21 protein-coding genes are annotated in these 22750 nt (G+C 56.9%); 18 read left to right on the top strand and 3 right to left on the bottom strand.

All coding sequences use genetic code 11. The features are described from left to right. The first annotated feature begins 142 nt into the window (after nt 1–142). The 15 genes from D0544_RS06595 (at nt 143) to D0544_RS06525 (ending at nt 15242) form a co-directional block, all read left to right on the top strand. Nucleotides 143–1597 (top strand): aminoacyl-histidine dipeptidase, encoded by a 1455-nt coding sequence (locus D0544_RS06595; RefSeq protein ID WP_125015193.1) that lies wholly within the window; start codon nt 143–145, stop codon nt 1595–1597. Between the two features lie 65 nt (nt 1598–1662). Next, entirely contained in the window at nt 1663–3036 is a 1374-nt protein-coding gene (locus tag D0544_RS06590; RefSeq protein WP_125015192.1) for an L-serine ammonia-lyase, read from the top strand. A gap of 228 nt (nt 3037–3264) precedes the next feature. After that, entirely contained in the window at nt 3265–3642 is a 378-nt protein-coding gene (locus D0544_RS06585) for a hypothetical protein (RefSeq protein WP_125015191.1), read from the top strand. 78 nt (nt 3643–3720) lie between these two features. Further along, complete coding sequence (locus tag D0544_RS06580) at nt 3721–4152, top strand: hypothetical protein (RefSeq protein WP_125015190.1); 432 nt, start codon at nt 3721–3723, stop codon at nt 4150–4152. A gap of 78 nt (nt 4153–4230) precedes the next feature. Continuing rightward, complete coding sequence (locus D0544_RS06575; protein ID WP_125015189.1) at nt 4231–4938, top strand: vWA domain-containing protein; 708 nt, start codon at nt 4231–4233, stop codon at nt 4936–4938. A gap of 3 nt (nt 4939–4941) precedes the next feature. After that, nucleotides 4942–5655, top strand: a complete 714-nt coding sequence (locus tag D0544_RS06570; RefSeq protein WP_125015188.1) for a DnaJ domain-containing protein — start codon at nt 4942–4944, stop codon at nt 5653–5655. After that, nucleotides 5652–5999, top strand: coding sequence for a hypothetical protein (locus D0544_RS06565; protein WP_125015187.1), 348 nt, complete (start codon nt 5652–5654; stop codon nt 5997–5999). Before D0544_RS06570 ends, D0544_RS06565 begins: the two co-directional genes overlap by 4 nt. A 536-nt stretch (nt 6000–6535) precedes the next feature. Continuing rightward, complete coding sequence (locus D0544_RS06560; protein WP_243647256.1) at nt 6536–7225, top strand: TetR/AcrR family transcriptional regulator; 690 nt, start codon at nt 6536–6538, stop codon at nt 7223–7225. Next, on the top strand, nt 7222–8115 hold the full coding sequence (locus D0544_RS06555; RefSeq protein WP_125015186.1) for a radical SAM protein: 894 nt from the start codon (nt 7222–7224) through the stop codon (nt 8113–8115). Before D0544_RS06560 ends, D0544_RS06555 begins: the two co-directional genes overlap by 4 nt. A gap of 8 nt (nt 8116–8123) precedes the next feature. Next, nucleotides 8124–8729 carry a DUF4823 domain-containing protein gene (locus D0544_RS06550; RefSeq protein ID WP_164880857.1) on the top strand — a complete coding sequence of 202 codons (606 nt, stop codon included), beginning with the start codon at nt 8124–8126 and terminating at the stop codon, nt 8727–8729. A 21-nt stretch (nt 8730–8750) separates the two neighbouring features. Next, complete coding sequence (locus D0544_RS06545) at nt 8751–9317, top strand: DUF1285 domain-containing protein (RefSeq protein WP_125015184.1); 567 nt, start codon at nt 8751–8753, stop codon at nt 9315–9317. Nucleotides 9318–9383: 66 nt separating this feature from the next. Continuing rightward, on the top strand, nt 9384–11243 hold the full coding sequence (locus D0544_RS06540; protein WP_243647255.1) for an ABC transporter ATP-binding protein: 1860 nt from the start codon (nt 9384–9386) through the stop codon (nt 11241–11243). Continuing rightward, nucleotides 11233–13086 (top strand): ABC transporter substrate-binding protein, encoded by a 1854-nt coding sequence (locus D0544_RS06535; RefSeq protein WP_125015183.1) that lies wholly within the window; start codon nt 11233–11235, stop codon nt 13084–13086. Before D0544_RS06540 ends, D0544_RS06535 begins: the two co-directional genes overlap by 11 nt. Next, complete coding sequence (locus D0544_RS06530) at nt 13087–14085, top strand: ABC transporter permease (RefSeq protein ID WP_125015182.1); 999 nt, start codon at nt 13087–13089, stop codon at nt 14083–14085. It abuts the gene before it with no gap. Continuing rightward, entirely contained in the window at nt 14082–15242 is a 1161-nt protein-coding gene (locus D0544_RS06525) for an ABC transporter permease (RefSeq protein WP_125015181.1), read from the top strand. Before D0544_RS06530 ends, D0544_RS06525 begins: the two co-directional genes overlap by 4 nt. A gap of 9 nt (nt 15243–15251) precedes the next feature. Here the strand turns inward: D0544_RS06525 and D0544_RS06520 are convergent, their stop codons facing one another. Next, nucleotides 15252–17789: an ABC transporter ATP-binding protein/permease gene (locus D0544_RS06520; RefSeq protein WP_125015180.1), complete on the bottom strand. Its 2538-nt coding sequence runs from the start codon at nt 17787–17789 to the stop codon at nt 15252–15254. Nucleotides 17790–17906: 117 nt separating this feature from the next. On the opposite strand from D0544_RS06520, the gene D0544_RS06515 reads away from it, so the two are divergent. From D0544_RS06515 to D0544_RS06505, 3 genes are read left to right on the top strand one after another with little or no spacing between them, the layout of a single operon-like run. Next, complete coding sequence (locus D0544_RS06515; protein ID WP_125015179.1) at nt 17907–19154, top strand: glycosyltransferase; 1248 nt, start codon at nt 17907–17909, stop codon at nt 19152–19154. Beyond that, nucleotides 19151–20275 carry a glycosyltransferase family 4 protein gene (locus tag D0544_RS06510; RefSeq protein ID WP_125015178.1) on the top strand — a complete coding sequence of 375 codons (1125 nt, stop codon included), beginning with the start codon at nt 19151–19153 and terminating at the stop codon, nt 20273–20275. The genes D0544_RS06515 and D0544_RS06510 overlap by 4 nt, the downstream gene beginning before the upstream one ends. Next, a complete protein-coding gene (locus tag D0544_RS06505; protein WP_125015177.1) occupies nt 20268–20852 on the top strand; it encodes a histidine phosphatase family protein in 585 nt (194 codons plus the stop codon). Before D0544_RS06510 ends, D0544_RS06505 begins: the two co-directional genes overlap by 8 nt. On the opposite strand, the gene D0544_RS06500 is transcribed toward D0544_RS06505, so the two are convergent. Both D0544_RS06500 and D0544_RS06495 read right to left on the bottom strand, forming a co-directional pair. Then, nucleotides 20849–21613, bottom strand: a complete 765-nt coding sequence (locus D0544_RS06500; protein WP_125015176.1) for a polysaccharide deacetylase family protein — start codon at nt 21611–21613, stop codon at nt 20849–20851. The two genes, D0544_RS06505 and D0544_RS06500, sit on opposite strands and share 4 nt — an antisense overlap. Then, nucleotides 21610–22662 (bottom strand): glycosyltransferase family protein, encoded by a 1053-nt coding sequence (locus D0544_RS06495; protein ID WP_164880856.1) that lies wholly within the window; start codon nt 22660–22662, stop codon nt 21610–21612. The genes D0544_RS06500 and D0544_RS06495 overlap by 4 nt, the downstream gene beginning before the upstream one ends. Nucleotides 22663–22750 lie beyond the last annotated feature (88 nt).

Raw genomic sequence — 22750 nt, 5'->3', positions numbered from 1 at the left:
CTTGTGTCACTTGATCACCAATGCCATGTCCCATGGCGATAGGTATCATTACCTAGTTCGCGGGCTCCCGTTAACTGCTATAAATCCTTTGGATAGCGGTCGCCAAATGGCAGGCCAGGCTTTTAAAGAAAAGGAATCGTGAATGAGTGATCTCAAAGACCTGAAACCTCAGCCTTTATGGAACTACTTCGCCCAGCTGTGCCAAGTGCCACGTGTCTCTCGAGAAGAGGCGGCGGTTCGTCAGCTGATTGTCGACTTCGCCTCTGAAAAGGGGCTCGAATACGAGGTGGACCAGGTAGGCAACCTGATTGTGAGAAAACCGGCAACATCAGGGTGTGAGGGCTACCACGGGGTTATCTTGCAGAGTCACCTCGATATGGTTCCGCAAAAAAACAGCGATACCAGGCACGACTTTCTTACTGACCCGATAAGGCCTCTGGTAGAGGAGGGGTGGGTACGGGCCGATGGCACTACGCTGGGTGCAGACAACGGGATTGGGGTGGCGTCCATGATGGCGGTGCTGTCGGCTGATGATCTCACTCACGGCCCTATTGAGGCCCTGTTTACGGTCGATGAAGAGAGTGGCATGAGTGGTGCCGAAGGGCTTGAGCCTGGTGTGCTCAAAGGCGATATCCTGTTTAATCTTGACTCTGAGGATGAGGGCGAGCTCTTTGTTGGCTGTGCTGGCGGGGTTGATATTCTTGCCGGAGGTAGTTACCAGCCCGAGCCAATCACAGCCAATAGCAAGAGTTTTGAAATTTTCGTGAGCGGTCTTAAAGGAGGACACTCCGGCTGCGATATCCACCTTGGCCGAGGTAATGCGAACAAGATCATGAACCGGCTGTTGAAGGCTGTGCAGGATCTGGATCTCAGGGTCTCATCCATAAAGGGTGGAAGCATGCGCAACGCGATCCCCAGGGAGTCGGTAGCTCAGGTTGTTGTGCCGGCGGCCCAGGTTGAAAAGCTGCGGGCAAGGCTTGCAGAACTTGCGGAGCAGGTAAAGGTGGAGTTGGCGGCAGTAGATCCGGGGGTTGCTATACAGATCAAAGCGATATCCCCGCTGCAAGAGCAGCTACCAGCGCTGGTTCAGCAGCAGTGGCTGGCGGCCCTGTCTTGCTGCCCGAACGGTGTCCAGCGTATGAGTGATAGCGTCCCCGGCGTGGTCGAAAGTTCCAATAATTTGGCCACGGTGGCTATCGGCGGCGGTAGGGTTGATGTGGCATGCATGGCCCGCAGTGCCGTTGATAGCGCCCTTGTCGACCTGGCGGATGCGGTGCAGAGTGCATTCTATCTGGCCGGTGGTAGCACCCGGCTGGAAGCGCCATCACCCGGGTGGAGGCCGAACCTGGGTTCACCCATTCTGAAGGTCCTGTCCACGACCTATGCGCGCCTGTTTGGAGCCGAGCCCAAAATCAAGGTGATTCATGCGGGACTTGAGTGCGGGCTGCTGGGGGCAACCTATCCCCATTGGGACATGATCTCATTCGGCCCCACGATACGTTACCCGCACTCACCGGATGAGCGGGTTGATATCAAGTCAGTAGGGCGTTTCTGGCAATTGCTGACTGCCGCTTTAGCGAGCGTTCCTGAGGCATAGGGAGAAGAGGGAGCTACACTCAGGGTTGTGTTGAACGCGGTTCGGCCTTTGCTTCCGGGGGCGGTATGCAACTCAGTATCTTTGATCTCTTCAAGGTAGGAATAGGGCCATCCAGCTCCCATACGGTTGGCCCTATGTGGGCCATGTGTCGCTTTTTGCAGCGGTTGGCTCTCCACCCTCTCCAGGGTAAGGTTGATGGCCTCCAGGTTCACCTCTATGGATCACTTTCCCTGACCGGGAAGGGGCACGCTACCGATCGGGCTGTGATCCTGGGCTTGTCTGGCTGTCGACCTGACCGGCTATTACCCGAGGAGGCCGAAGCGATCTGCCAGCAGGTAGCGCTACGGAGGGAGCTGGTGCTGGACGGCCGCCTGGTCAGCTTCGATCCCGAACAGGACATCCATTTTCACTCTGAAAGTCTGGCGCGCCACCCCAACGGCCTGCGCGTTGAGGCCTACTCCTGTGGCTCGCTTGTGGTGCATCGTGAGTATTTTTCGGTGGGGGGCGGTTTTGTAGTGGAAGAGGGTGAAGAGCAGGCCGTGGCTCTGGACGCAAGCGGGGCATCGCCCCCATACCCCTTTACGACAGCCGCGCAGTTGTTGGAATTGTGCCAGCAGCACTCAATCTCCATCAGTGAGTTGATGCTGGCAAACGAAGTGAGTATTCAAGGTGACGCTCAGCTTGTGTTCCAGATGCTGGATCATATCTGGCAGGTCATGGAGCAGAGTATTGAGCAAGGCTGCCGCAGTGAGGGTGTGTTGCCCGGTGGGCTGGGTATCAGGCGGCGGGCCAGGCGACTCTGTGAGGACCTCAAGTCGAAGCCAGAGGCCGCCCTGCGGGACCCGCTGACGGTCATGGACTGGGTAAGCCTTTATGCGTTGGCGGTGAATGAGGAGAATGCTGCCGGTGGGCGGGTGGTGACAGCGCCCACCAACGGTGCCGCAGGTGTTATACCCGCCGTCCTGGCCTACTACATGCGGTTTATGCATGGCGCCAATCAGGAGGGGGCTCGATCCTTCCTGGCGACGGCCGCCGCTATCGGCATGCTTTACAAGCACAACGCTTCCATATCGGCGGCGGAAGTTGGCTGTCAGGGTGAAATCGGCGTTGCATGCTCTATGGCGGCAGGCGCCCTGACCGCCGTTATGGGGGGGAGTTGTGAGCAGATAGAGAATGCAGCTGAGATCGGCATGGAGCATAACCTTGGAATGACCTGTGATCCGATTGGTGGCTTGGTACAGGTCCCCTGCATCGAGCGCAATACCATGGGGGCGATCAAAGCGATCAATGCGGCGCGGTTGGCCCTTCGTGGCGATGGGAAGCATCGCGTCAGCCTCGACTCTGTGATCGAGACCATGCACCAGACGGGTATTGATATGCAGTCAAAATATAAAGAAACCTCGCAGGGCGGCCTGGCTGTGAATGTGGTGGAGTGTTAAACGCTCGTCCCGGGCTAGCTTTGCCGGGCCGCTCTTTGGTCGTGGTAGGGGCCGCTTAAGGCATAGTCCATCGGTCTATATCGGGATATGGAAACGATGAAACGGGTACCTCTGGGGACTTTGATACTGGGTTGGGCGCTACTTCTCGGCTACCCCGCTCCCGCCCTTTCAGTGAGTGGGGCTACCGCTAGGGCGGTATCACCAACAGTGGTGTCTGCGGAGCCGGTTTTGAGTGGCGAGCCGCTGGGAGAGGGCTGCTTTTATTGGCAAAGGCAACTGAAAAGTATTATTAAAAAGCAGCCCTATCTTCCTGATTACAAAGATAACTATGTGGTTGCCAGAGGCAGGAAGCTGGTCATACAGGGCTATGTGGAGCTGGTCAGGGCGTGTGTGCTGGGGAGCGCCGCAAGGGCGGAGATCTTTAAACATATTTGTGACTTGAGTGTTCAGTTGGTGCGGGAGGCTGAGCCCGATGTGTTGGCAATGACCATGACCCAACTGACAGCCGGTGAGTGGGAGCGCATCAGCCTGCACCGGTTTAATGAGCATATTCAGGCGACCTATTGTCGACCCGATCCTCGCTACCCGATGATTGTCGGGCATTAACCGGGCACGGTTTTGGTTTAATCTGGCTGCTAATTTCTGTATAATGCGCCCTCATTTTTTTACGGCGGAGGTCAATTTATGTCCAAACTGAGCATGGGTGGAAGGTTTATTAAACAGGAGGAGCTGGAGGCCATGGAGCAGCAGCGTCTTGCTGCCCTGCTTGAGATTACCGAGAAGCACAACACCCAGGTTGCGGAATTGACGGCCCAGTTGGAAGACGCTCAACAACAGGCTGAGCGAGCGAGCGAGGCTTTGCAGGGTGAAAAGCGTGGTGCTGCCCAGCGCCTGCGTGCTTTGGAGGATGAGTTGAAGTCACTGCGTGCACTCAACCCCGAGCGCATGAAGAAGCAAAATAAGCGTCTGCAGGAACAAAATCGTGCCCTGACTGCAGATTTGAATGCCCAGAAGGGGAAAAACAAACAGCTCAATGAGCAGGTCAAAAAGCTGAAGATCGAGCTAGAGCAGGCCAGTCAGGCTGCGGATCAGGAGCCTGCGCAACAGGTTGCCTAAGGCTTTACGCTGGCCATTTTCCCTCAGAGAGGCAAGCGTTATACTGGACTCACGGGCCTTTTGAGGCGGAGTCCTGAGATGGGTGATCGATCGAAGCAGTTAAAGTCACGCTCCAGTTCGGCGGAGATAGCGCTGTTTTTACAGCGGGCCGAAGCAATGCCCCTCGTTAAGGGGTCGCATCGAGGCCGTTTGATTTTTGCCCTTGATGCGACCGCCAGTCGAGAGCCAACCTGGGACCAGGCATCCCACCTTCAATCCAGCATGTTTGCCAATACAAAGGCTCTGGGGGACCTTAGTGTCCAGCTTTGCTATTACCGTGGGTATCGGCAGTTTGTGGCCAGCCCCTGGGTAGAGGGCCCAGATCAGCTAATGAGGATGATGGAGCCTGTCCGCTGTCTGGGAGGGCAAACGCAGATTGCCCGGGTGCTCTCCCATGCCATTGATGAGTGCCGCCAGCAGCCGGTTCAGGGCGTGGTGTTTATAGGTGATGCGGTTGAAGAGCCTGTGGATCAGCTCTGTGATTTAGCTGGCCAGTTAAAGCTATGCGGCACCCCACTGTTTGTCTTTCACGAAGGCGGAGAACCCGCTGCTGCTCGTGCGCTCAAACAGATTGCTCGCGTGAGCGGAGGGGTGTACATGCCCTTTACCCACAACGGCTCCAAGGCGCTGGAGGCGTTGCTGAGTGCGGCAGCGGCCTTCAGTGTCGGTGGGGTCGATGGGGTACGTCGTTTACCCTCAGACCAGGCTGTACACCTTGCACAGCTAACCCGGCAGCTGGAACCCTAGTCGATGCAATACCTGCTACTGGTGCTCATTGTTGTAGCGGCCCTGATCTGGGTTGGCTCCCGTTCCCCTCAACATAAACGCCGAATTGCACTGCTGCTAGCGGTAGCGCTGCTGGCTTGCGGAGGGGTCTATCTCTTGGTGACGGGGAAGGGGGCTGTTCTTTTTGCCCTGTTTGCCGCGCTGCTTCCCTTTGGCCGGCGCCTGCTCGCACTGATGAGGTGGTTTCCACTGCTTAGCCGGCTATGGCGCCGCAGGCGGGCTGGAAAACCCGCCGACTCGGTCTCCGAAGTGGTTTCTGATGGTGTGAGGATGACGCTCAATCAAGTCACCGGGGAGATGGACGGTGAGGTACTGCAGGGGCGCTATCAAGGAAGCAAGCTCAGTGAGCTGGGCTTTGAGAAGGTGGTTAAGCTGTTTGATTACTGTCCTGAGCACCAACAGGATACCCGCCAGCTTCTGAAAGCCTACCTTGAGAGGATGTACCCTCGCCAGTGGGAAGATCACCTTAAGGCACAGTCGTCGCCTCCGCCCTCTGGCGATTTGAGCAGGCGTGATGCCTATCGGATTCTGGGTTTAACGGAAGGGGCGACTCGATCTGAGATCCTGGAAGCACACCGGCGACTTATCTCTCGATTGCACCCGGATAAAGGGGGAAGTGCCTTCCTTGCAGCGCAATTGAACGAAGCGAAAGAGAGACTACTGGAGGAAACACGATGAGCACTCTGGTGGCAACGGTCATTTTAGTGACACTCTTTATGATGGTGTTTTACGCCGTTATACATTTTGCCCAGAAACCCCGTAGGCCTTTAAACCGAGAAACCATACTGGCGCTGATTCAGTCGAGAATTGATGGTACCGATGAAGAGATTCGCTGGGTCTCCTTTCTCTCCCTGCCGATCCACTATGACCCCTTTCTGGAAGCGGTGAGAATGGACTGCCTTAAGGTGGAGCGTGATGAAGAGTTGGCCGGCGAGGGGTCTCGCAAGCCCTCTCGTGAGGCGTGCGAGAGATATCGCGAAATAATGAAAAGCCTCAAACACCACTTTGAGATGACCTGCTAAAAGCCCGCGCGTGAAGTGTGGGTTAAACCTGAGGATATCTAACTTTATGGGGGGGCCCGGTTGCCGGTAGCTCGTCTCTCGCTGGCTGAGGTCGTAGGGCAAAAAAAACCCCGGTAATCCTGGGGGGTGGATACCGGGGCAAGACCATTAGGAGTGAAACAAAGGTACACATTCCTACGTTACTCGGTCATTGCTGACCAGGCCCGAAGACGGCGAAATGGGGGATAGGAGCCGCCTCGGTTAACCAAGTATTGTTCTTTGATTAGAAAACGTCCAATGGCAGAGGGGCTGTTTTTACACTTTTTTTGCATATGCTTATTTTAGGGTGCGCACTTTTATTATAGTAATTTAAAGCGGACAGTCTCCGCGTTGATAGCCGAGCCCTCTATCTCGCAGGGATCGGGCGGATCATTATACGATGGTGCCATTTTCTCCCTCTGCGGCGGGGTGATGTTAAGATAGATGGCCTGGCCTCGACCGGCCTCACGCTAAGCCCTTACAACCCGGGTTAATTTGCTGCAATGGGGTTGATACTGATGGAAGGCCACACTCGTCCGATGAAAAAATCACGCAAAGAGAGAGAGTTTGTTCGCCGGGAGCAGGAGATTCTGGATGTTGCCCTGGACCTTTTCCTTCGCAAAGGGGAGGAAAATGTCACCGTCGAGCTGATTGCTGAAGAAGTGGGTATCGGCAAAGGTACAATCTACAAACACTTTCGCTCCAAAGCAGAAATTTATCTCAGGATGATGATCGACTATGAGCGTGAGCTGGCCGACCTTTTTCAATCGCAAGAGGTGACACGGGATAAGGATTCGTTGGCGCGCAGCTATTTTGAGTATCGCCTGAAAGACCCGGAAAAATACTATCTGTTTGAGCGCCTTGAGGAAAAATTGGCACAAAGGAATCCACTTCCCGGTATGCTGGACCAGCTTCATCAAATCAGGGCTTCAAACTTTGATCGCCTGGCCGATCTTATCAGGGCGCGCATCGCTGATGGTAGCCTTGAGGATGTACCGGAGTATTATCACTATTGTGCGGCCTGGGCGCTGATATCAGGAGGGGTTGCCATGTATCACTCGCCCTTTTGGCGAGAGGTGATCAAGGACAAGGAGGGCTTTTTCCGTTATATGATGGACATTGGTGTGCGTATGGGTAACCGGGGCCGTAGTCGCCCGTTAACGGGAAAAGGGGAGTCGGAGTTTGTTTCCTCAGGTGACTACCCATGAGCCGGCAACCCTTTTCCTATATTGAGCCCCTCTACCGTCCTCCCAGCGAGGCCTCATCCCTGATCCTTCAGGTGACCAACGGCTGCTCCTGGAATCGTTGCACCTTTTGCGAGATGTACACAGCGCCGCAGAAGAAGTTTGGGGTGCGCCCAGACGCTGAGGTTGAGCAGGACCTGCAGGCCGCCGCAGCCTATGCAGGCAGAATACGACGTGTTTTCCTGGCGGATGGTGACGCGATGGCACTTTCGGTCAGGCGTCTGGTGTCGATCCTTGAGATGATTCAGCGTCATCTTCCGGGTGTTGAGCGAGTCTCGGCCTACTGCCTGCCCCGAAACCTCAAGGGAAAAAGCCTGCAGGAGCTGGAGTTGCTGCGCTCGATGGGGCTAAGCCTGCTCTATGTGGGGGCCGAGTCGGGGGATGACGAGGTGCTGGAGCGCGTCAATAAAGGGGAGACTCATGGCAGTACACGCGACGCACTCCTGCTCGCCGGAGAAGCGGGTATCAAACGTTCGGTAATGATCCTCAATGGCCTGGGTGGCTCACAACTGAGCCGGCAGCATGCCATCCAGTCTGCGCTGCTTGCCAACGCCACGCAGCCGGAATACCTCTCTACTCTGGTGGTCAGTTTTCCGCTTGGAGAAACCCGATTCAGAAAGGGGTTTCCTGACTATATTCCCTTGCAGCAGGGAGAACTTTTTGAGGAAATGGAGCTGTTGATTGGTCAGCTTGAGCTTCAGAATACGGTGTTCAGGAGTGATCATGCTTCCAACTACTTGGTACTGAAGGGCCGCCTCGGTCGTGATAAGCAGCGCCTCCTGCAAGAGGTTCGCCAGGCGATGGCAAACCCCGCCCAGGCGGGGCTGAGACAGGAATGGCAGCGGGGGTTATAGGGGGAGTTATGAAGGGAGTTGTAAGATTAGCCGGCCTGGCCGCCATGCTTTTGCTGTTGACGGGCTGTATGCCTTCCGATATCTACTCGGAAACCGAGCGTTATGCGCGTGATGCTCGCCTGCTGGATTCCTTTGATCTCTACCGCACCGGCAACTGGGGATTGCCCAAAGATCCGGCCATATCGGTCATCGGGATCAAGAGCCTTAACCCCGAGGCTGAGCAGTACAACCGCCGCCTGTACGCTACTGTAGTGGCCAACCTTCGTAGCTACTTTCCCCACATGCATCAGGCGCAACAGGCGACCAGCTTCAATCGGGCGCTGACACGGGCCCGTCAAGAGCGGGCTGATTACCTTTTGGTACCCCAGCTACTGGTTTATGACGATGCCATCGGCGACTGGGCCCAGTGGCAGGAATCCCAGGAACTATCCAAGGTAGGGCGGGACAAGATCAAAATTTCCCTCGCGCTTTACACTGTCGGCACCGGACAGCTGATGGAAAATGCCTATATTGAGGGGCGAAGTGGCTGGCTCACCTTTATTAACAGTGATCCGGCCGACCTCCTTGCCCCTGCCATTCAACAATATGCCAAACAGCTGTACGGCAACCACTGAGCAGGAGGCTAGGGTCGAATAATGGCTTCAACACCGGGTACGCTTGCCCGAGCCCTTGCGGATGTACTTCCCAAGCAGGGAGTGCCACCTGTCGATAGTTGGCACCCTGAGGTGGAAGGCGATAGCCAGATGCGTATTGATCGGAATGGTGACTGGTTTTACCAGAGTACCCCCATTGAGCGAGCAGGAATGGTACGCCTGTTTTCGACCATCCTGCGCAGGGATGGGGAGGATTACTTTCTGGTTACCCCTGTCGAGAAGCTGTCGATTCAGGTCGATGATCTTCCCTTTGTCGTCGTCGATGTCGGCTCGGACCCCGTGGCTCCGGAGCGTCTTCTGTTTATCACCAACCTGGGGGACCGGATTCCGCTGGATCGGTCTCATCCCCTTGAGGTTGAGGGTATCGGCCGTAGCGAAATACCTCCCTCCATTCGAGTTCGGGGAGCGTTGAAGGCGCGCATCCACAGGAATCTGTTCTACCATCTAGTAGAACACCACGGGGTTGAGCGCACAATTGACGGTCGGCCCCACTTGGGAGTTCTCAGCGAGGGCGAATACCATTCCCTTGGAGAGCTTGCAGACTCCTAACCGCCTCATACCTCACGTTAAGGATGCGACTTGCTATCAATCTCGTCTAACCCTGATCAGCCTGAAATGCTCGAAATCCGGGATCTGGTGGTCGATTTCGAGATGCCGGGTGGAAGCATTCGAGCCCTCGACCGGGTCTCTTTCAACGTTCGCGAGGGAAAGACGCTGGCCCTGGTCGGTGAGTCAGGGTCCGGTAAGTCCGTTTGCTCTCAATCCATATTGGGGATATTGCCAGGCAACGCACGTATTCGATCAGGCAGTATTCTCTTCAGGGATCCAGCGCAGGCGGGTAGTTGCGTGGACATTGCAGCCATTGATCCGAGAGGGCCGGAAATTCGCCAGATTCGGGGAGGGCAAATATCGATCATTTTCCAGGAGCCGATGGTTTCGATGTCGGCCATGCACACCATCGGTAACCAGATCAGCGAAGCCCTGTTTCTGCACCGTAAAATGAAACGCGCCGAAGGCCTCGAGTTAACGCAGGAGATGCTGGCTCTGGTGGGCTTTCGTAACCCGCAGCAGGCGATGAACCTTTACCCTTTCGAGCTCTCCGGTGGCCTGCGGCAGCGAGCGATGATAGCGATGGCGCTTATTTGTCACCCTGTTTTACTGATCGCCGATGAGCCCACCACCGCCCTTGATGTGACGGTCCAGAAGCAGATTCTCAAACTGATTCGCCGGTTGCAGGCAGAGCTCAATATGGCGGTCTTGTTAATCACCCATGACCTTGGGGTCGTCGCCAACATGGCCGATGAGGTGGTTGTTATGTACCACGGGCGGGTGGTTGAAAAGGGGCCGGTAGAGACGATTTTTGGTAATCCGCAGCATAGCTACCTGCAGTCGCTGTTCCGGGCGGTACCCCGTTTCAATCTGGGGCCTGAGGAGCGGCTCAGCCCGATACGCTCCTGCGAGACTGGGCTCGCTCATATTCAGGAGCTATACACTCCCTGGGCTGAATCCGAACGGCAGCAGGCACCTCACCTGAGTATTCAGAACCTTTCCAAGCAGTACCTTCAGCGTTCCAGTGGCTGGTTTGGAGTCGGCGATGAGGAGGTGATCCATGCGGTACGGGATTTCAGCCTGGATATTGCCGTTGGCGAGTCCCTTGGTCTGGTGGGTGAAAGCGGCTGCGGAAAAACCACGCTCTCGAAAATGTTGATGCGCGGCCTTGAGCCGAGCTCAGGATCGATCTTTTACAACGACAGGGGAATCAGGCGGTCGCTGCTGGAGCTGGAGGGGAGGGCGCTTGAACAGTTTCGTCCCAGAATGCAGCTGGTGTTCCAGGACCCCTATAGTGCGTTAAGCCCGCGGATGACGGTGAATGATATTATTACCGAGCCCCTGGTTATTCACCAGGTGGGTGATAAGGCTTTCCGTCAAAGGCGCGCGCAGGATTTAATGGAGCTGGTGGGACTCAGGCCCGAGCTTCTCAATCGTTATCCCCACAGCTTTTCTGGCGGCCAGCGCCAGCGCATCAGTATTGCTCGAGCCCTGGCCCTGTCCCCGGATCTGCTGATTCTGGATGAGCCGGTTTCAGCTTTGGATGTGTCGGTCCAGGCGCAAATACTCAACCTCCTGAAGGACCTGCAAGCAGAACTGGGGCTCACCTATCTATTTATCAGCCATAACCTCGCCGTTGTTGATTACATTGCAGAGCGGGTGGTGGTGATGTGCCATGGTCAAATCGTAGAGATCGCCCCATCTGGAGAGCTGTTTGCGCGGCCGCTTCACCCCTATACCCAGGCCTTGATTGATGCGGTTCCGGCTCCGGATATGAATCAGCTGCTTGATTTTGAACTGCAGGAGGCCGGGTTGGCGCAACCGGAATTCTGGCCAGCGCCTTTTACGCTATCGCCGCACATCAGCAGCCACCTGGTGGAGCTGGAGCCCAATCACTGGGTAAGGATGCATACCGATGAAAGCTAGGTGGGCGTTAACAGGACTACTTCTCTACTCGCTCCTGGGTCTGTTGAGCGCTCCGCTAAAGGCGATACAGCCCCAGCCTCCCGACAGTCCCCGGGTTATGGAGTTATTACCGCCTCAAACCCTCGGCAAAAGCGGCGGTTCCATCCATATGCTGATGGCGAAGTCCAAGGACATCAGGATGATGAATGTCTATGGTTACGCGCGCCTGGTGGGTTACGACCGAAACTTTGAGTTAATACCCGATATCTTGCTGGCCTATGAAAACGAGGATGACCGGATTTTTACCTTCCATCTTCGTCCCGGGCATCGCTGGTCAGACGGGGTTCCTTTCACGAGTGAGGACTTTCGTTTCTACTGGGAGGATGTTGCCCTCAATGAGGAGCTGTCCCCCTTTGGGCCGCCCCAATCGATGATGGTCGACGGTGAGCCCCCTGTGTTAGAGGTGATCGATGAGCTGACCCTGCGTTATAGCTGGAGCTCGCCTAACCCCAACTTTTTACCGCAGTTGGCAGGTCCCAGGGCTTTGGACCTTTACCTGCCTGCCCACTACATGAGGCAGTTTCATGCGCGCTACGCGGAGCCGGAGCGATTGCAGGACCGGCAAGAGAAGGCCTCCAAGCGCAACTGGGTTGCGCTGCTTAAGTCCCGTGCACATCTTTACCAGATGGATAACCCGGAGTTGCCCACCCTGCAACCCTGGTACAACTCAACGCCTGCTCCAGCCGACCGCTTTGTGTTTCTGCGTAACCCCTTCTTTCACCGCGTGGATGCCCGCGGCACCCAGCTACCCTACATTGACGAGGTGGTTATCAATATTGTGGGCAGCAGCCTGATCGCGGCCAAGGCACGCGCTGGAGAAAGTGATCTACAGGGCCGCTATATTCGCCTGGATAACTATACCTTTCTTAAACAGGGTGAGCAGTCCGGGGGGTATCAGGTGCGCTTTTGGAAAGCCGCTCGGGGATCTCAATTTGCTATTTACCCCAACCTCAATGCCAAGGATGATCAGTGGAGAACACTGAATCGGGATGTCCGCTTCCGTCGCGCTCTGTCGCTGGCCATTAACCGGCATGAGATCAACCAGGTGGTTTATTACGGCCTGGCGGAGGAGGGGGGGAATACATTGCTGCCGGAGAGCACTCTGTTCCAGGAGGACTTTATGAAAGCCTGGAACCAGTACGACCCCCGGCAAGCGAACGACCTGCTGGATGAGTTGGGGCTGCTTGAGCGGGATGCCAGGGGAATCCGCCTGCTACCCGATGGACGCCCGATGGAGGTGGTGGTCCACACAGCGGGTGAGGAAACCGAAGAGACCGATGTGCTTCAACTGGTGCACGATCACTGGATGGAGGTTGGCATCAAGCTTCACATAAGGCCCTCCCAACGAGAGGTATTTCGTAACCGGGTGTTCTCCGGTGAAGCAATCATGTCAGTGTGGAAGGGGCTTGATAACGCCTTGGCGACCAGCGACATGAGTCCATGGGAGCTTGCCCCCTACTCACAGCAGCAGTTGCAATGGCCGATGTGGGGGAACTACTACGAAACCGGTAAAGGCGATCCCCCGGACCTACTCCCTGCCAAGCGTTTACGAACACTGGTCGAGACCTGGGAGAGCTCCCGTAACCGTCAGCAGCGTTGGGATATCTGGCAGGAGATGTTAAGGATCTATTCCAACCAGGTATTCAGTATTGGAACGGTGACGGGGATCATGCAGCCGATTGTGGTCAGCAACCGGCTTAGGAATGTTCCGGTACAGGGGTGGTATAGCTGGGAGCCGGGATCCTACTTCGGTATCTACAATCCCGACACCTTTTGGCTCAGGGATGCAGAGGGGGCTCGATAGATGGGCACTTATATCCTTAAACGGGTATTGCTGATGGTTCCAACCCTGCTGCTGATCAGCCTGGTTGTGTTTGTCATCATTCAGCTTCCGCCCGGTGACTACCTGGAAAGCTATATTGCTGAACTGCAGGCACAGGGTGAAAGTGTGGATATGGAAAAAGTCGCCTACCTGCGTGCTGAATACGGTCTCGACAAGAGTTTTATGGAGCAGTACCTGTCGTGGGTGACAGGCTTCGTACAGGGCGATTTCGGCTACTCCTTTGAGTATGACCTACCGGTGTCGGAGGTGGTTGGAGACAGGATGTATCTCACCATCCTGGTGTCTATGCTTACCATTATTTTTACCTGGCTGATTGCGTTCCCTATCGGTCTTTACTCTGCCACGCACCAGTACAGCTGGGGGGACTATGGACTGACCCTGCTTGGCTTTATCGGCCTGGCGACCCCCAACTTCCTGTTGGCGCTGGTGATGCTCTATTTTGCCAACGTCTATTTCGGCACCTCCATCGGAGGCTTGATGGATGAGCAGTACATCAACCAGCCCTGGAGTTGGGCGAAGGTAAGCTCCATTCTTGAACACCTGTGGATCCCTGTAATCGTCATCGGCACCTCAGGCACAGCGGGTATGATCAGGCGCCTCAGGGCGAACCTGCTTGACGAGCTCCATAAACCCTATGTCGTGACCGGCAGGGCGAAAGGGTTGCCCGAAACCCGCCTGCTGCTGAAGTACCCGTTCAGGGTATCGCTCAATTTTTTTGTCGCGGATATTGGCAATATGCTGCCCAGTATTATCTCGGGGGCTGAAATCGTTGCGCTGGTCCTCTCGCTCCCCACTACAGGTCCTATGTTACTGGGTGCGCTTCAGAGCCAGGATATGTACCTGGCGGGCTCTTTCCTGATGTTCCTGGCTACGTTAACGGTGATTGGGGTGCTGATCTCGGATCTGCTGCTGGCGGTGCTCGACCCTCGCATTCGTCTTGAGGGAGGGGCTCGCCGATGAAACAACCGGCTAATCCTCACTTTGTTTGCAAGGACGAGTTTGACCCGATGTCCACGGAAAAGGCCCAGGCCGCGCAGCAGGCTTTTTTCCTGGCGTCCCAGTGGCAGCTGATGTGGTGGAAATTCAAACAGCACAAGCTGGCCCTGTACAGCGGGCTGTTCATTCTCCTGCTCTATTTCTCCATACTGATCTGCGAGTTCCTTGCGCCCTATACGCTACACAGTCGCCATGTCGACTCCATCTACTCACCACCGCAACCGGTGCACCTGTTTCATGAGGGGGAGTGGGTGGGACCCTTCGTATACGGCTGGCAGCAAACCCTGGATATGGATCGCCTGCTACGGGTCTACTCAGAGGACAGGAGTAAAATCTACCGCATAGGGTTTTTTTGTCCCGGCGAGGAGTACCGTTTTTGGGGTGTCCTGAACTCCGACCTGCATCTGCTCTGTGTTGAGGAGGGCGGAACGCTGTTCTTGCTGGGCACCGACCGGTTGGGGCGGGATATGCTGTCGAGAATCATCTACGGTACTCGCATCTCCATTACCATCGGGCTGGTGGGTATCTGCCTGAGCATGATCATGGGGGTAGTTATTGGCAGCCTCGCCGGCTATTACGGCGGCTGGGTGGATAATCTGGTGCAGCGGGTGATCGAGGTGATTCGCTCCTTCCCTGAACTGCCGTTGTGGATGGCGCTGTCGGCGATTATTCCGGTCACCTGGAGTCCACTATGGGTGTTTTTCGGCATCACCCTGATTCTGGCACTGATGGACTGGACCGGGTTGGCGCGAGCCGTCCGTTCCAAGCTGCTGGCGCTACGCGAGGAGGATTATGCCAGTGCGGCGGCCCTGATGGGCGCCTCCCCCCCACGTATCATTCGCAAACACCTGCTTCCCGGGTTTTTCAGCCACCTGATCGCCTCAGCGACCCTGTCGATACCAGCCATGATCCTCGGTGAGACTGCACTCAGCTTTCTGGGGCTGGGTTTGCGCCCCCCGATCACCAGCTGGGGAGTACTGCTGGCGGAAGCCCAGAATGTTAATGTGGTGGCCATTTACCCCTGGCTGATGCTGCCGGTGGTGCCGGTCATTTGCGTTATTCTCGCGTTTAACTTCCTGGGGGATGGCCTAAGGGATGCGGCGGACCCCTATAAGCACTGAGGGGGTCGCTCAGTTAGAGGGGGTGGAGTCGATGATGCGCCCTCCAGCGAGCTCGACCCGGTGCTCAAACAGGGGCATCAGGTGTTGTCGGTTGACGACCCAGACAAACGCACAGCGGCCCGACGTCAGCAAACGTTCGATCAGCCGCTGTTCGGACTGCTCGTCAAGGGCACTGGTCGCCTGGTCAACGACCATAACGCGGGGCTGCTTAATCATGGCCCTGATCAGTGCCAGCTTTTGCCGGGTGGCGGTCTGCAGTTTTGAACCCGCGGTCCCGACCTCATACTCCAGGCCGTAATGCTGGATATCCGCCCTCAGGTGATGCTCGTCGATCAGCTGGTCGATGACGTCAGCAACCTTCTGTTGCGCATTGGCTTTGCCGTACACCAGCTTGCCGAAGAGAATGTTCTCCTGAATGCTGAGCAGGCCGTTGAACTGATCAAACCGGTAATGGACAAGCTCACGGCGTCCTTGCTGGAGCTGTGCGAACTCCTGGCGAACCTTGACCAGGGTCGCCTGTATCGACTCGTCGATCAGCCCCAGTCGGTGCCTGGCCGGGGTGAGTTTCATAAAGAGGGCAAGCAGTTTTTCCCGCTGTTCAGCCTGCAGTGATTCCACCTTTTCGATCGGGTGTTTGGCCAGCAGCTCCTTGTATTCAGGAAGGTCCTCTGCACTGATAAAGCTGAACCGTTCGTAGATATCGTTGCCGGGCTCCAGGTCGGCGAAGAGTTCGATCATGGTTTCGGCAACCTTGTAACCGATGCTCAGAGCGGTCGGCATGAGTTGGTTATTCAGCAGAGAGCGTTGTAATGAGCCGTCGAGGTGCAAGGTGTCGGCGCTCAGGGAGGGGTCCGAGCAGCTGCCAAAAAGGATATTTTCAGCCACGCTGATATTGGTGTTATAGCGTTCGCTGTCGAAGGTCTCAATCAGGTCATCCATCCCCGCCTCCGACAAGCGATCACGCAGCTCTTGCCTCAGTGTCACCAGCTTGTGGGCCAGCTGCTCGTCAGGGGCGTTGGCCATCGACTGTTGCAGGCCGAAGCGGTAGAGGTCGGCATCGAGCTCAAACAGGGTGCAGAGCGACAAGATCTCCGCCTGTAGCGCCTGTAGGGAGTCGTAAGGGGTCTGTTCAAGGTCCAGCCAGTCGTGCCCGATGGGTTGCTCGTAGATTGTAAGGTCGCTTGGGGAGAAGCCCTCGGGCTGAGTCAGTCCGTAGAGGAGGTTTTCGCGGATGGTGCCTGCGAAAAGGTGCGAGCGGGGGCCGACAAAGCAGAGTGTCCGGCTCAGGGCGGGCTCGTTGATACGCTTCAGGTCGTGACCAAAAATCTGTATGGCTCCCCGGTCCGGGGTTTGAAGTTTACAGATCAGCTGGGCCAGCTCGGAGGCCCCGCTCTCGTTGTCACCCATCAATCCAACCGACTGCTTCATGGCCAGTGTCATGGTGATGCTGTCGAGTTTCACACTGGCATCCGGGTCGGAGAAGAAAACCCGGTCAAAACGGATCTCCTCGTTGACCAGCTCAAGCCTTGTATCGCCCTCGTTGAGGCGACTGGGGGGAAACATCGGCACCGGTGTGAACTGCTCGACGATCTGCTCATATTTGACGCGCACATCCTCTTTGGTCTGGTAGTACTTAAGAAGCTCCTTCCAGGGGGCATCCAGATCCTGGTAGGCGGCCAGGACCGCCACCAGTGCGCCAATGGTCAACTCCCCCTGAATGACGTAGTAACCACCGATCGAATAGAAGAAGAAGGGGGTGACTTTGGATAAAAAATTGTTCAAAAACTTGATAAAAAACTTGCGCTTGTAGATATCAAAGCGGATCAGGAAGATGTCCTGTAAGCGGGCTGCTATTTTGACCCGTTCAAACTCAGAAGTGCCCAGGGTATGCACATCCTGAATACCCGCCATACTGTCTCCCACCTTGTCGCCGAGCCTTCTGGCCGCCAGCACCCGCTGCTTAGAGAGGGCGTTGACCTTGCGTTGCAGCTTGGGGATCACGTACATCTGCAGGGGATAGAGAGAGATGGCCGCCAGCCCCAGCAGGGGGTCTTGATTGAATATGAAGAACAGGTAGGTCAATAAAAGACCCCCTTGAAAGGCGGGGAGGGCAAAAGCGTCGCCGATAAAGCCGCCAAGGGGCTCTGTTTCAGCCGTAATTATCGGTATGATCTCTCCTTGGGAGATGCGTTTGAAGTGGGGGAGCGGGAAGCGCAGAATCCGGCTATAGAGCTCCAGGCGCAAATTTCGTAACATCCGCTCGCCTACTACTCCCCGGTAAACGTTGAGGACATACTTCAACGCTCCGTTGAGGATGACCAGGAGGAGAAACAGGGAGCAGAGGAAAAAGAGATAGGATATCTGGTTCAGCTCATACCCCAGAACAGTTTCCGGGATGTCGGTGCCCGCTAATGCCCGGTTGATGATCTGCTTCGGGACATCGAGAGAGGCATAGACCAGCGGAAAAGCGACGAGCGTGAGCAGAAGGATAAGAACCTGATCCCTCAGCGTGTTTTTAATGATGTATCTGTAGATAGATCTATCCATCTGCTCCAATCACTTCCAGCGAGAGGGGGAACCTCGCAGGAAGGTCCCGATAGCATTATCGTTGAAAATCGGCGCGAGCCACAAGGCTGAAACAATAAGAAGGTTGGAGACTCTGTCTTGGCGAAAAAAATCGCATTGGTATTAAAAGGTTACCCACGCTTATCGGAAACCTTTATTGCGCAAGAGATTCGTGAGCTGGAAAGGCGGGGGGTGGAGATTGCACTGGTTTCCCTGCGCCACCCAACGGACAAAAAGCGACACCCCATTCATGACGAAATAAAGGCTTCGGTGCTCTATCTGCCTGAATACCTCTATCAGGAGCCCTGGCGAGTTGCGAGAGCGCTGTTGTCTGGCTGCCTGACGCGTCGTTTTTGGGGCACGGTGGGAACCTGGTGGAACGACCTGCTGCGGGATCCGAGCGCCAACCGTGTACGCCGCTTTGGCCAGGCATTGGTGCTTGCTCGCGAGCTGCCGCCCGATACCGAGGTCCTCTATGCCCATTTCATCCATACCCCCGCTTCCGTCACCCGTTATACCAGCGAGCTGACCGGGCTTGAATGGTGCGCCTCCGCCCATGCCAAGGATATCTGGACCAGCCCGCGCTGGGAGCTCAAGGAAAAACTGGCCAGCCTGAGCTGGTTGACCACCTGCACCCAGGCCAACACCGATTACCTCAAAGGGCTCAGCGATCGACCGGACACTGTTTTCCTGAGCTACCACGGTCTCGACTTCGACCGCTTTCCCGAACCTGCGAGTGGCCAGCTGGCGACAACTATCCCTCAGCTTGAGCTGGCCGTGAACCACCAGGCTCCGGTAGAGATACTCTCGGTTGGGCGTGCGGTGCCCAAAAAAGGCTATGATTTTTTGCTCAATGCGCTGGCGCTGCTGCCTGCAGAGCTTAACTGGCGCTTTACCCACATTGGAGGTGGGGAGGGGTTAGCCGCGCTCAAGAGCCAGGCGGCCGACCTGGGTATTGAAGAACGTATCGCCTGGCAGGGCGCTTGTTCGCAGCAACAGGTTTTGCAGGCTTACCAGCAGGCCGATATCTTTGTATTGGCGTCAAGGGTGAATGCTGATGGTGACCGGGACGGGCTGCCGAACGTATTGATGGAGGCACAAAGTCAGGGGGTTGCCTGCCTGTCAACGGATATATCGGGAATCCCTGAGCTGATCATCGATGGCGAGAGCGGGCTTCTGGTGCCGCCGGAGAATGAGCGGGCCTTGCGAGACGCTTTGGTGCTTCTGATCAGCGATCCTGCGCTTCGGCAACGGTTGGCGCAAGCGGGCTACCAGCGGGTGCGTGAACACTTCTCCCTGGCAGAGGGAATTGACCGCATCTATAGCCAGTTCGAGGCGCAGGGGTGAGCCGAACCATCGCTTTTTATGCGCCGATGAAGCCGCTGAATCATCCGATACCCTCGGGGGATCAGCGCATCGCACGGTTGTTTTTTGAGGCCCTGCAACAGGCGGACTATCGGGTTGAGATTGCCAGTACCCTGAGAAGCTGGGAGGGGAAAGGGGACCCCCTAAGCCAGCAGCAGATTCGTGCGAGTGCCGAAGCGGAGTGCCGGCGACTGATCACCCGATACCAGACATTACCGGAGAAAGAGAGACCCCGCTGCTGGTTTACCTACCACCTTTACCACAAGGCTCCCGATTGGATAGGACCCGAGGTCTCCCGGGTGATGGGCATCCCTTACGTGGTGGCCGAGGCCTCGATCGCCAACAAGCAACGGGGAGGCCCCTGGCATCAAGGCTGGGAGCAGTCGATGGTTGCCCTTCGACAGGCGGCGGCGGTGCTGGCGCTTAACCCCAGGGATGAGGTGGCCCTGCGCGACTATCTACCTGCCGAGCGCATCCATTCCATGTTGCCTTTTCTCGCCCCTGACCCTTTACCAAAACCCAACCGTAACGCGCTGGCCGCCGCCCTTGGGCTTGATCCGCACGATACCTGGCTGGTCACCTGCGCAATGATGCGGCCGGGTGATAAGCTCAGCAGCTATCAGCGGCTGGCGACCAGCCTCCAGGGCGTCAGTGATTACCCGTGGCGCTTGTTGGTCATCGGGGATGGTCGCGAGAGGGCTGCGGTTGAGGCGCTGTTCAGCCCTGTGCGCGAGAGGGTAGTGTTCGTGGGTGAGCAGCCTGTGGAAACGATGGCGCAATGGGTTGGGTGCTGCGATCTCTTTGTCTGGCCGGCGGTTAATGAGGCGATTGGTATGGCAATGCTGGAAGCGATGAACGCAGGGGTGCCGGTTCTATCCGGCTACAGCCCCACCCTGTTTCCCCTGGCAGGAACGGGGGGAGCGCTGATCATGACCACCGATAACAGTTGTGAGCGTTTTGAGCATGAACTGAGGCGGCTGTTGAGCGATCCGCTTCTGATCCCGCGGGCTGCTGACAAGTGCCCAGAGTTGATGCGGCGTCACTGTAGCCTGGAAAAGGCGGTCGCCACCCTACAGGAAATAATAGGGGCGCACTATGATTAGCCTTTTTATGCTGCGCCATGGAACAACCGCCTGGAACCTGGAAAAAAGGGTACAAGGGCACACCGATATACCGCTTCTGCCTGACACCCGGCAGGAGCTGTCTCAGCTCAGGCTGGCCTCCCGCTACCGGGATCTCGCCTGGTATTGCAGCCCCCTTACCCGAACCCGGCAAACCGCCCAGGCGATCGGCCTTGTGGCCACTCCGGAGCCTGCACTGATCGAGATGGCGTGGGGAAGCTGGGAGGGGAAAACCATTGAGGGACTGCGTCGGGCCGCCCCGCAGCAGATGGCCCGTGAAGAGGCTCGAGGCCGCTTTATGACCCCTGAGGGAGGGGAGTGCCCTCAACAGGTAATCGACCGGCTACTGAGCTGGCTGGCTACCCTGCAGCCAAAAACGGACATTGGGGTGGTGACCCACAAGGGGGTTATCCGGGCGGCCCTTGCTGAGGCGTGCCGCTGGGATATGGTGGAGCGCTGCCCGGTGAAGCCGGATTGGGGACGGTTGCTGGAGTTCTCATGGTCAGCGGAGCAGGGGCTTTGTTTTGTGCAGTGTAACCTGCCCCTGGAAGGTGACTAGGGAGACCTTTCGAATAGGTGGGCAATCTTTGGCCAGCGGACCTGGGGGCAGGCGCTTAACTGCTCCAGCAGCTGCTCCATAAACTCCCAGCACTCAGTGTCATGCACCAGGTGGTGGCTCATGATGCCGCTGGCTTCGAGGCTATCCACTTCACCCAGGCGCCGTTGGCGAAGGTGCTGGAGCAATTGGCTTATGACCCGCTTGATACCGGCAAAGCGCCGCAGCTTCCAGTCGATAAGGTCAACGTGGACATTGTTGATGGGCAGCGGTGGGTTGGCTGGTCGGGGTCCCAGGGTCGAAAGGCCTTTAAGGCCAATCTCCCCTAGCCCGGCGATGAGCTCCGGGCTGATACGGTTCCAGGGGGGTACCAGGATCGACTGGTATTGATCACCCAGCTCCTGACGCAAGCGCAGGTCACCCTGCTGCAGTCGGCTTAACACCAGGGCCGGGGGACGATGCGCGCCCAACTCCTGTTTGCGCTCTTGCGGGGGGGCATAGCTGATGTGGTCGTAGCCATGCAGCAGGCAGCTGACTGACGGGTGCTGTCGTAGTCGCAGCGCCAGTGAGGGGCTAAGCTGCGCGGGAATGACGGCCGCTGCCAGTGGAATACGGTGGCGGTCGGCAAACGCCAGCAGCTGCCTGAGGGGGGCTGAGTCGCCGGTGGCGTCATCGTCCCGCCACCATAGGCTAAGGGGCTTGTCCGCCGCGACCCAGAGCTCAAGCTCGGCCGCCAGCTCCTCCCAGGGGGTAGCCCTGCTCATGGTCCGACCTCCTGAAGCATATCCTGCAGCAGCCGCGCGGTCGTATGGGCACCGCTCAAATCAATGCTCAAGGGCGGGGGTGACTGTTGAGCGGCCCGGTCGATAGCCGGAGCGAGAATTTCGGGTCTAAGCGAGTCGGCAGGCAACCATTGAATCAACCCTTTACGTTGCAAAATTTCACTCCGTTGGCGCTGTTCGGTTTCGCCACCCTCCCCGTAGGGAATCACCAGGGCCGGGGTTGCGGTAGCCAACACCTCCATGGTGGTGTTGTAACCCGCCTGGGAGATAGAGAGGGAGCTTTTGGCTAACAGCGAGACAAAGTCATCGCGGAAGCGCTCAACCACGATGCCGGCCTTCAGGGCCACTTGCTGCAGGCGGGAAAACCGTACATCATCGAGCCCTGGGCCGGTAATCAGCGTCCAGGGCTGGTTGGCCAGCGAGGTCTCTCCTTTGCACTGGACGATCGCCTCCAGTAGGGGATAACCCACGGCACCGCCACCCGCGGACACCACGACCCCCTCGCGGGGCCGGGGAGTCGATGGGGAAGAGCCGCTATCCGCAACGTACCCTGTATAGCTGAGCTTATGCCTGATGCGGTGGGTAAAGGGGCAGCTTTGTTCAAGGGTAACCAGGGAGGGGTCGCTATGTACCAGCACCCGGTTGAAATACTGCTCCACATAAGCCACGGTCTCCTCTTCACGCTTCGGGTGGGGAGTGCTCTTTTGAACCAGAATATCCCTCAGCGAGCAGGCAGTGGGTATGCCTTGCGACCGGGCCTGCTCCAGTAGCGGAAGCAGCTCAAAGCGAAATTGGCGCCGGCCAAAGGGGAACAGCTCGATGAGCAGCAGGTCGGGCTGGATGGCAGCGGTGATCTGCAAAAGCTGCTCGGCACGCTGTTGACGATAGGAGGCGTCAATGGGAACGCCCTGAGGGTCAACCAGGTTGGAAAAGTCGGCATTGCAGCAGGTGACCGGTGGCAGCTGGTAACAGGCTTTGACATTGAACCGGACCGGGGACGGCAAGCCACCTTGGACAAGGTGGACCTCCATACCTGCCTGCGTTAATGCCTCAGCAATCAGCGCGGCCCGCTTGAGATGCCCTATACCAAGCAGGTGTTGCACATAAAAAAGTATTCGA

The organism is Aestuariirhabdus litorea, from assembly GCF_003864255.1.
GTDB classification, from domain to species: domain Bacteria; phylum Pseudomonadota; class Gammaproteobacteria; order Pseudomonadales; family Aestuariirhabdaceae; genus Aestuariirhabdus; species Aestuariirhabdus litorea.
The sequence above is the reverse complement of the archived record's forward strand: the minus strand, read 5'-3'. Positions and strand labels throughout refer to the sequence as shown.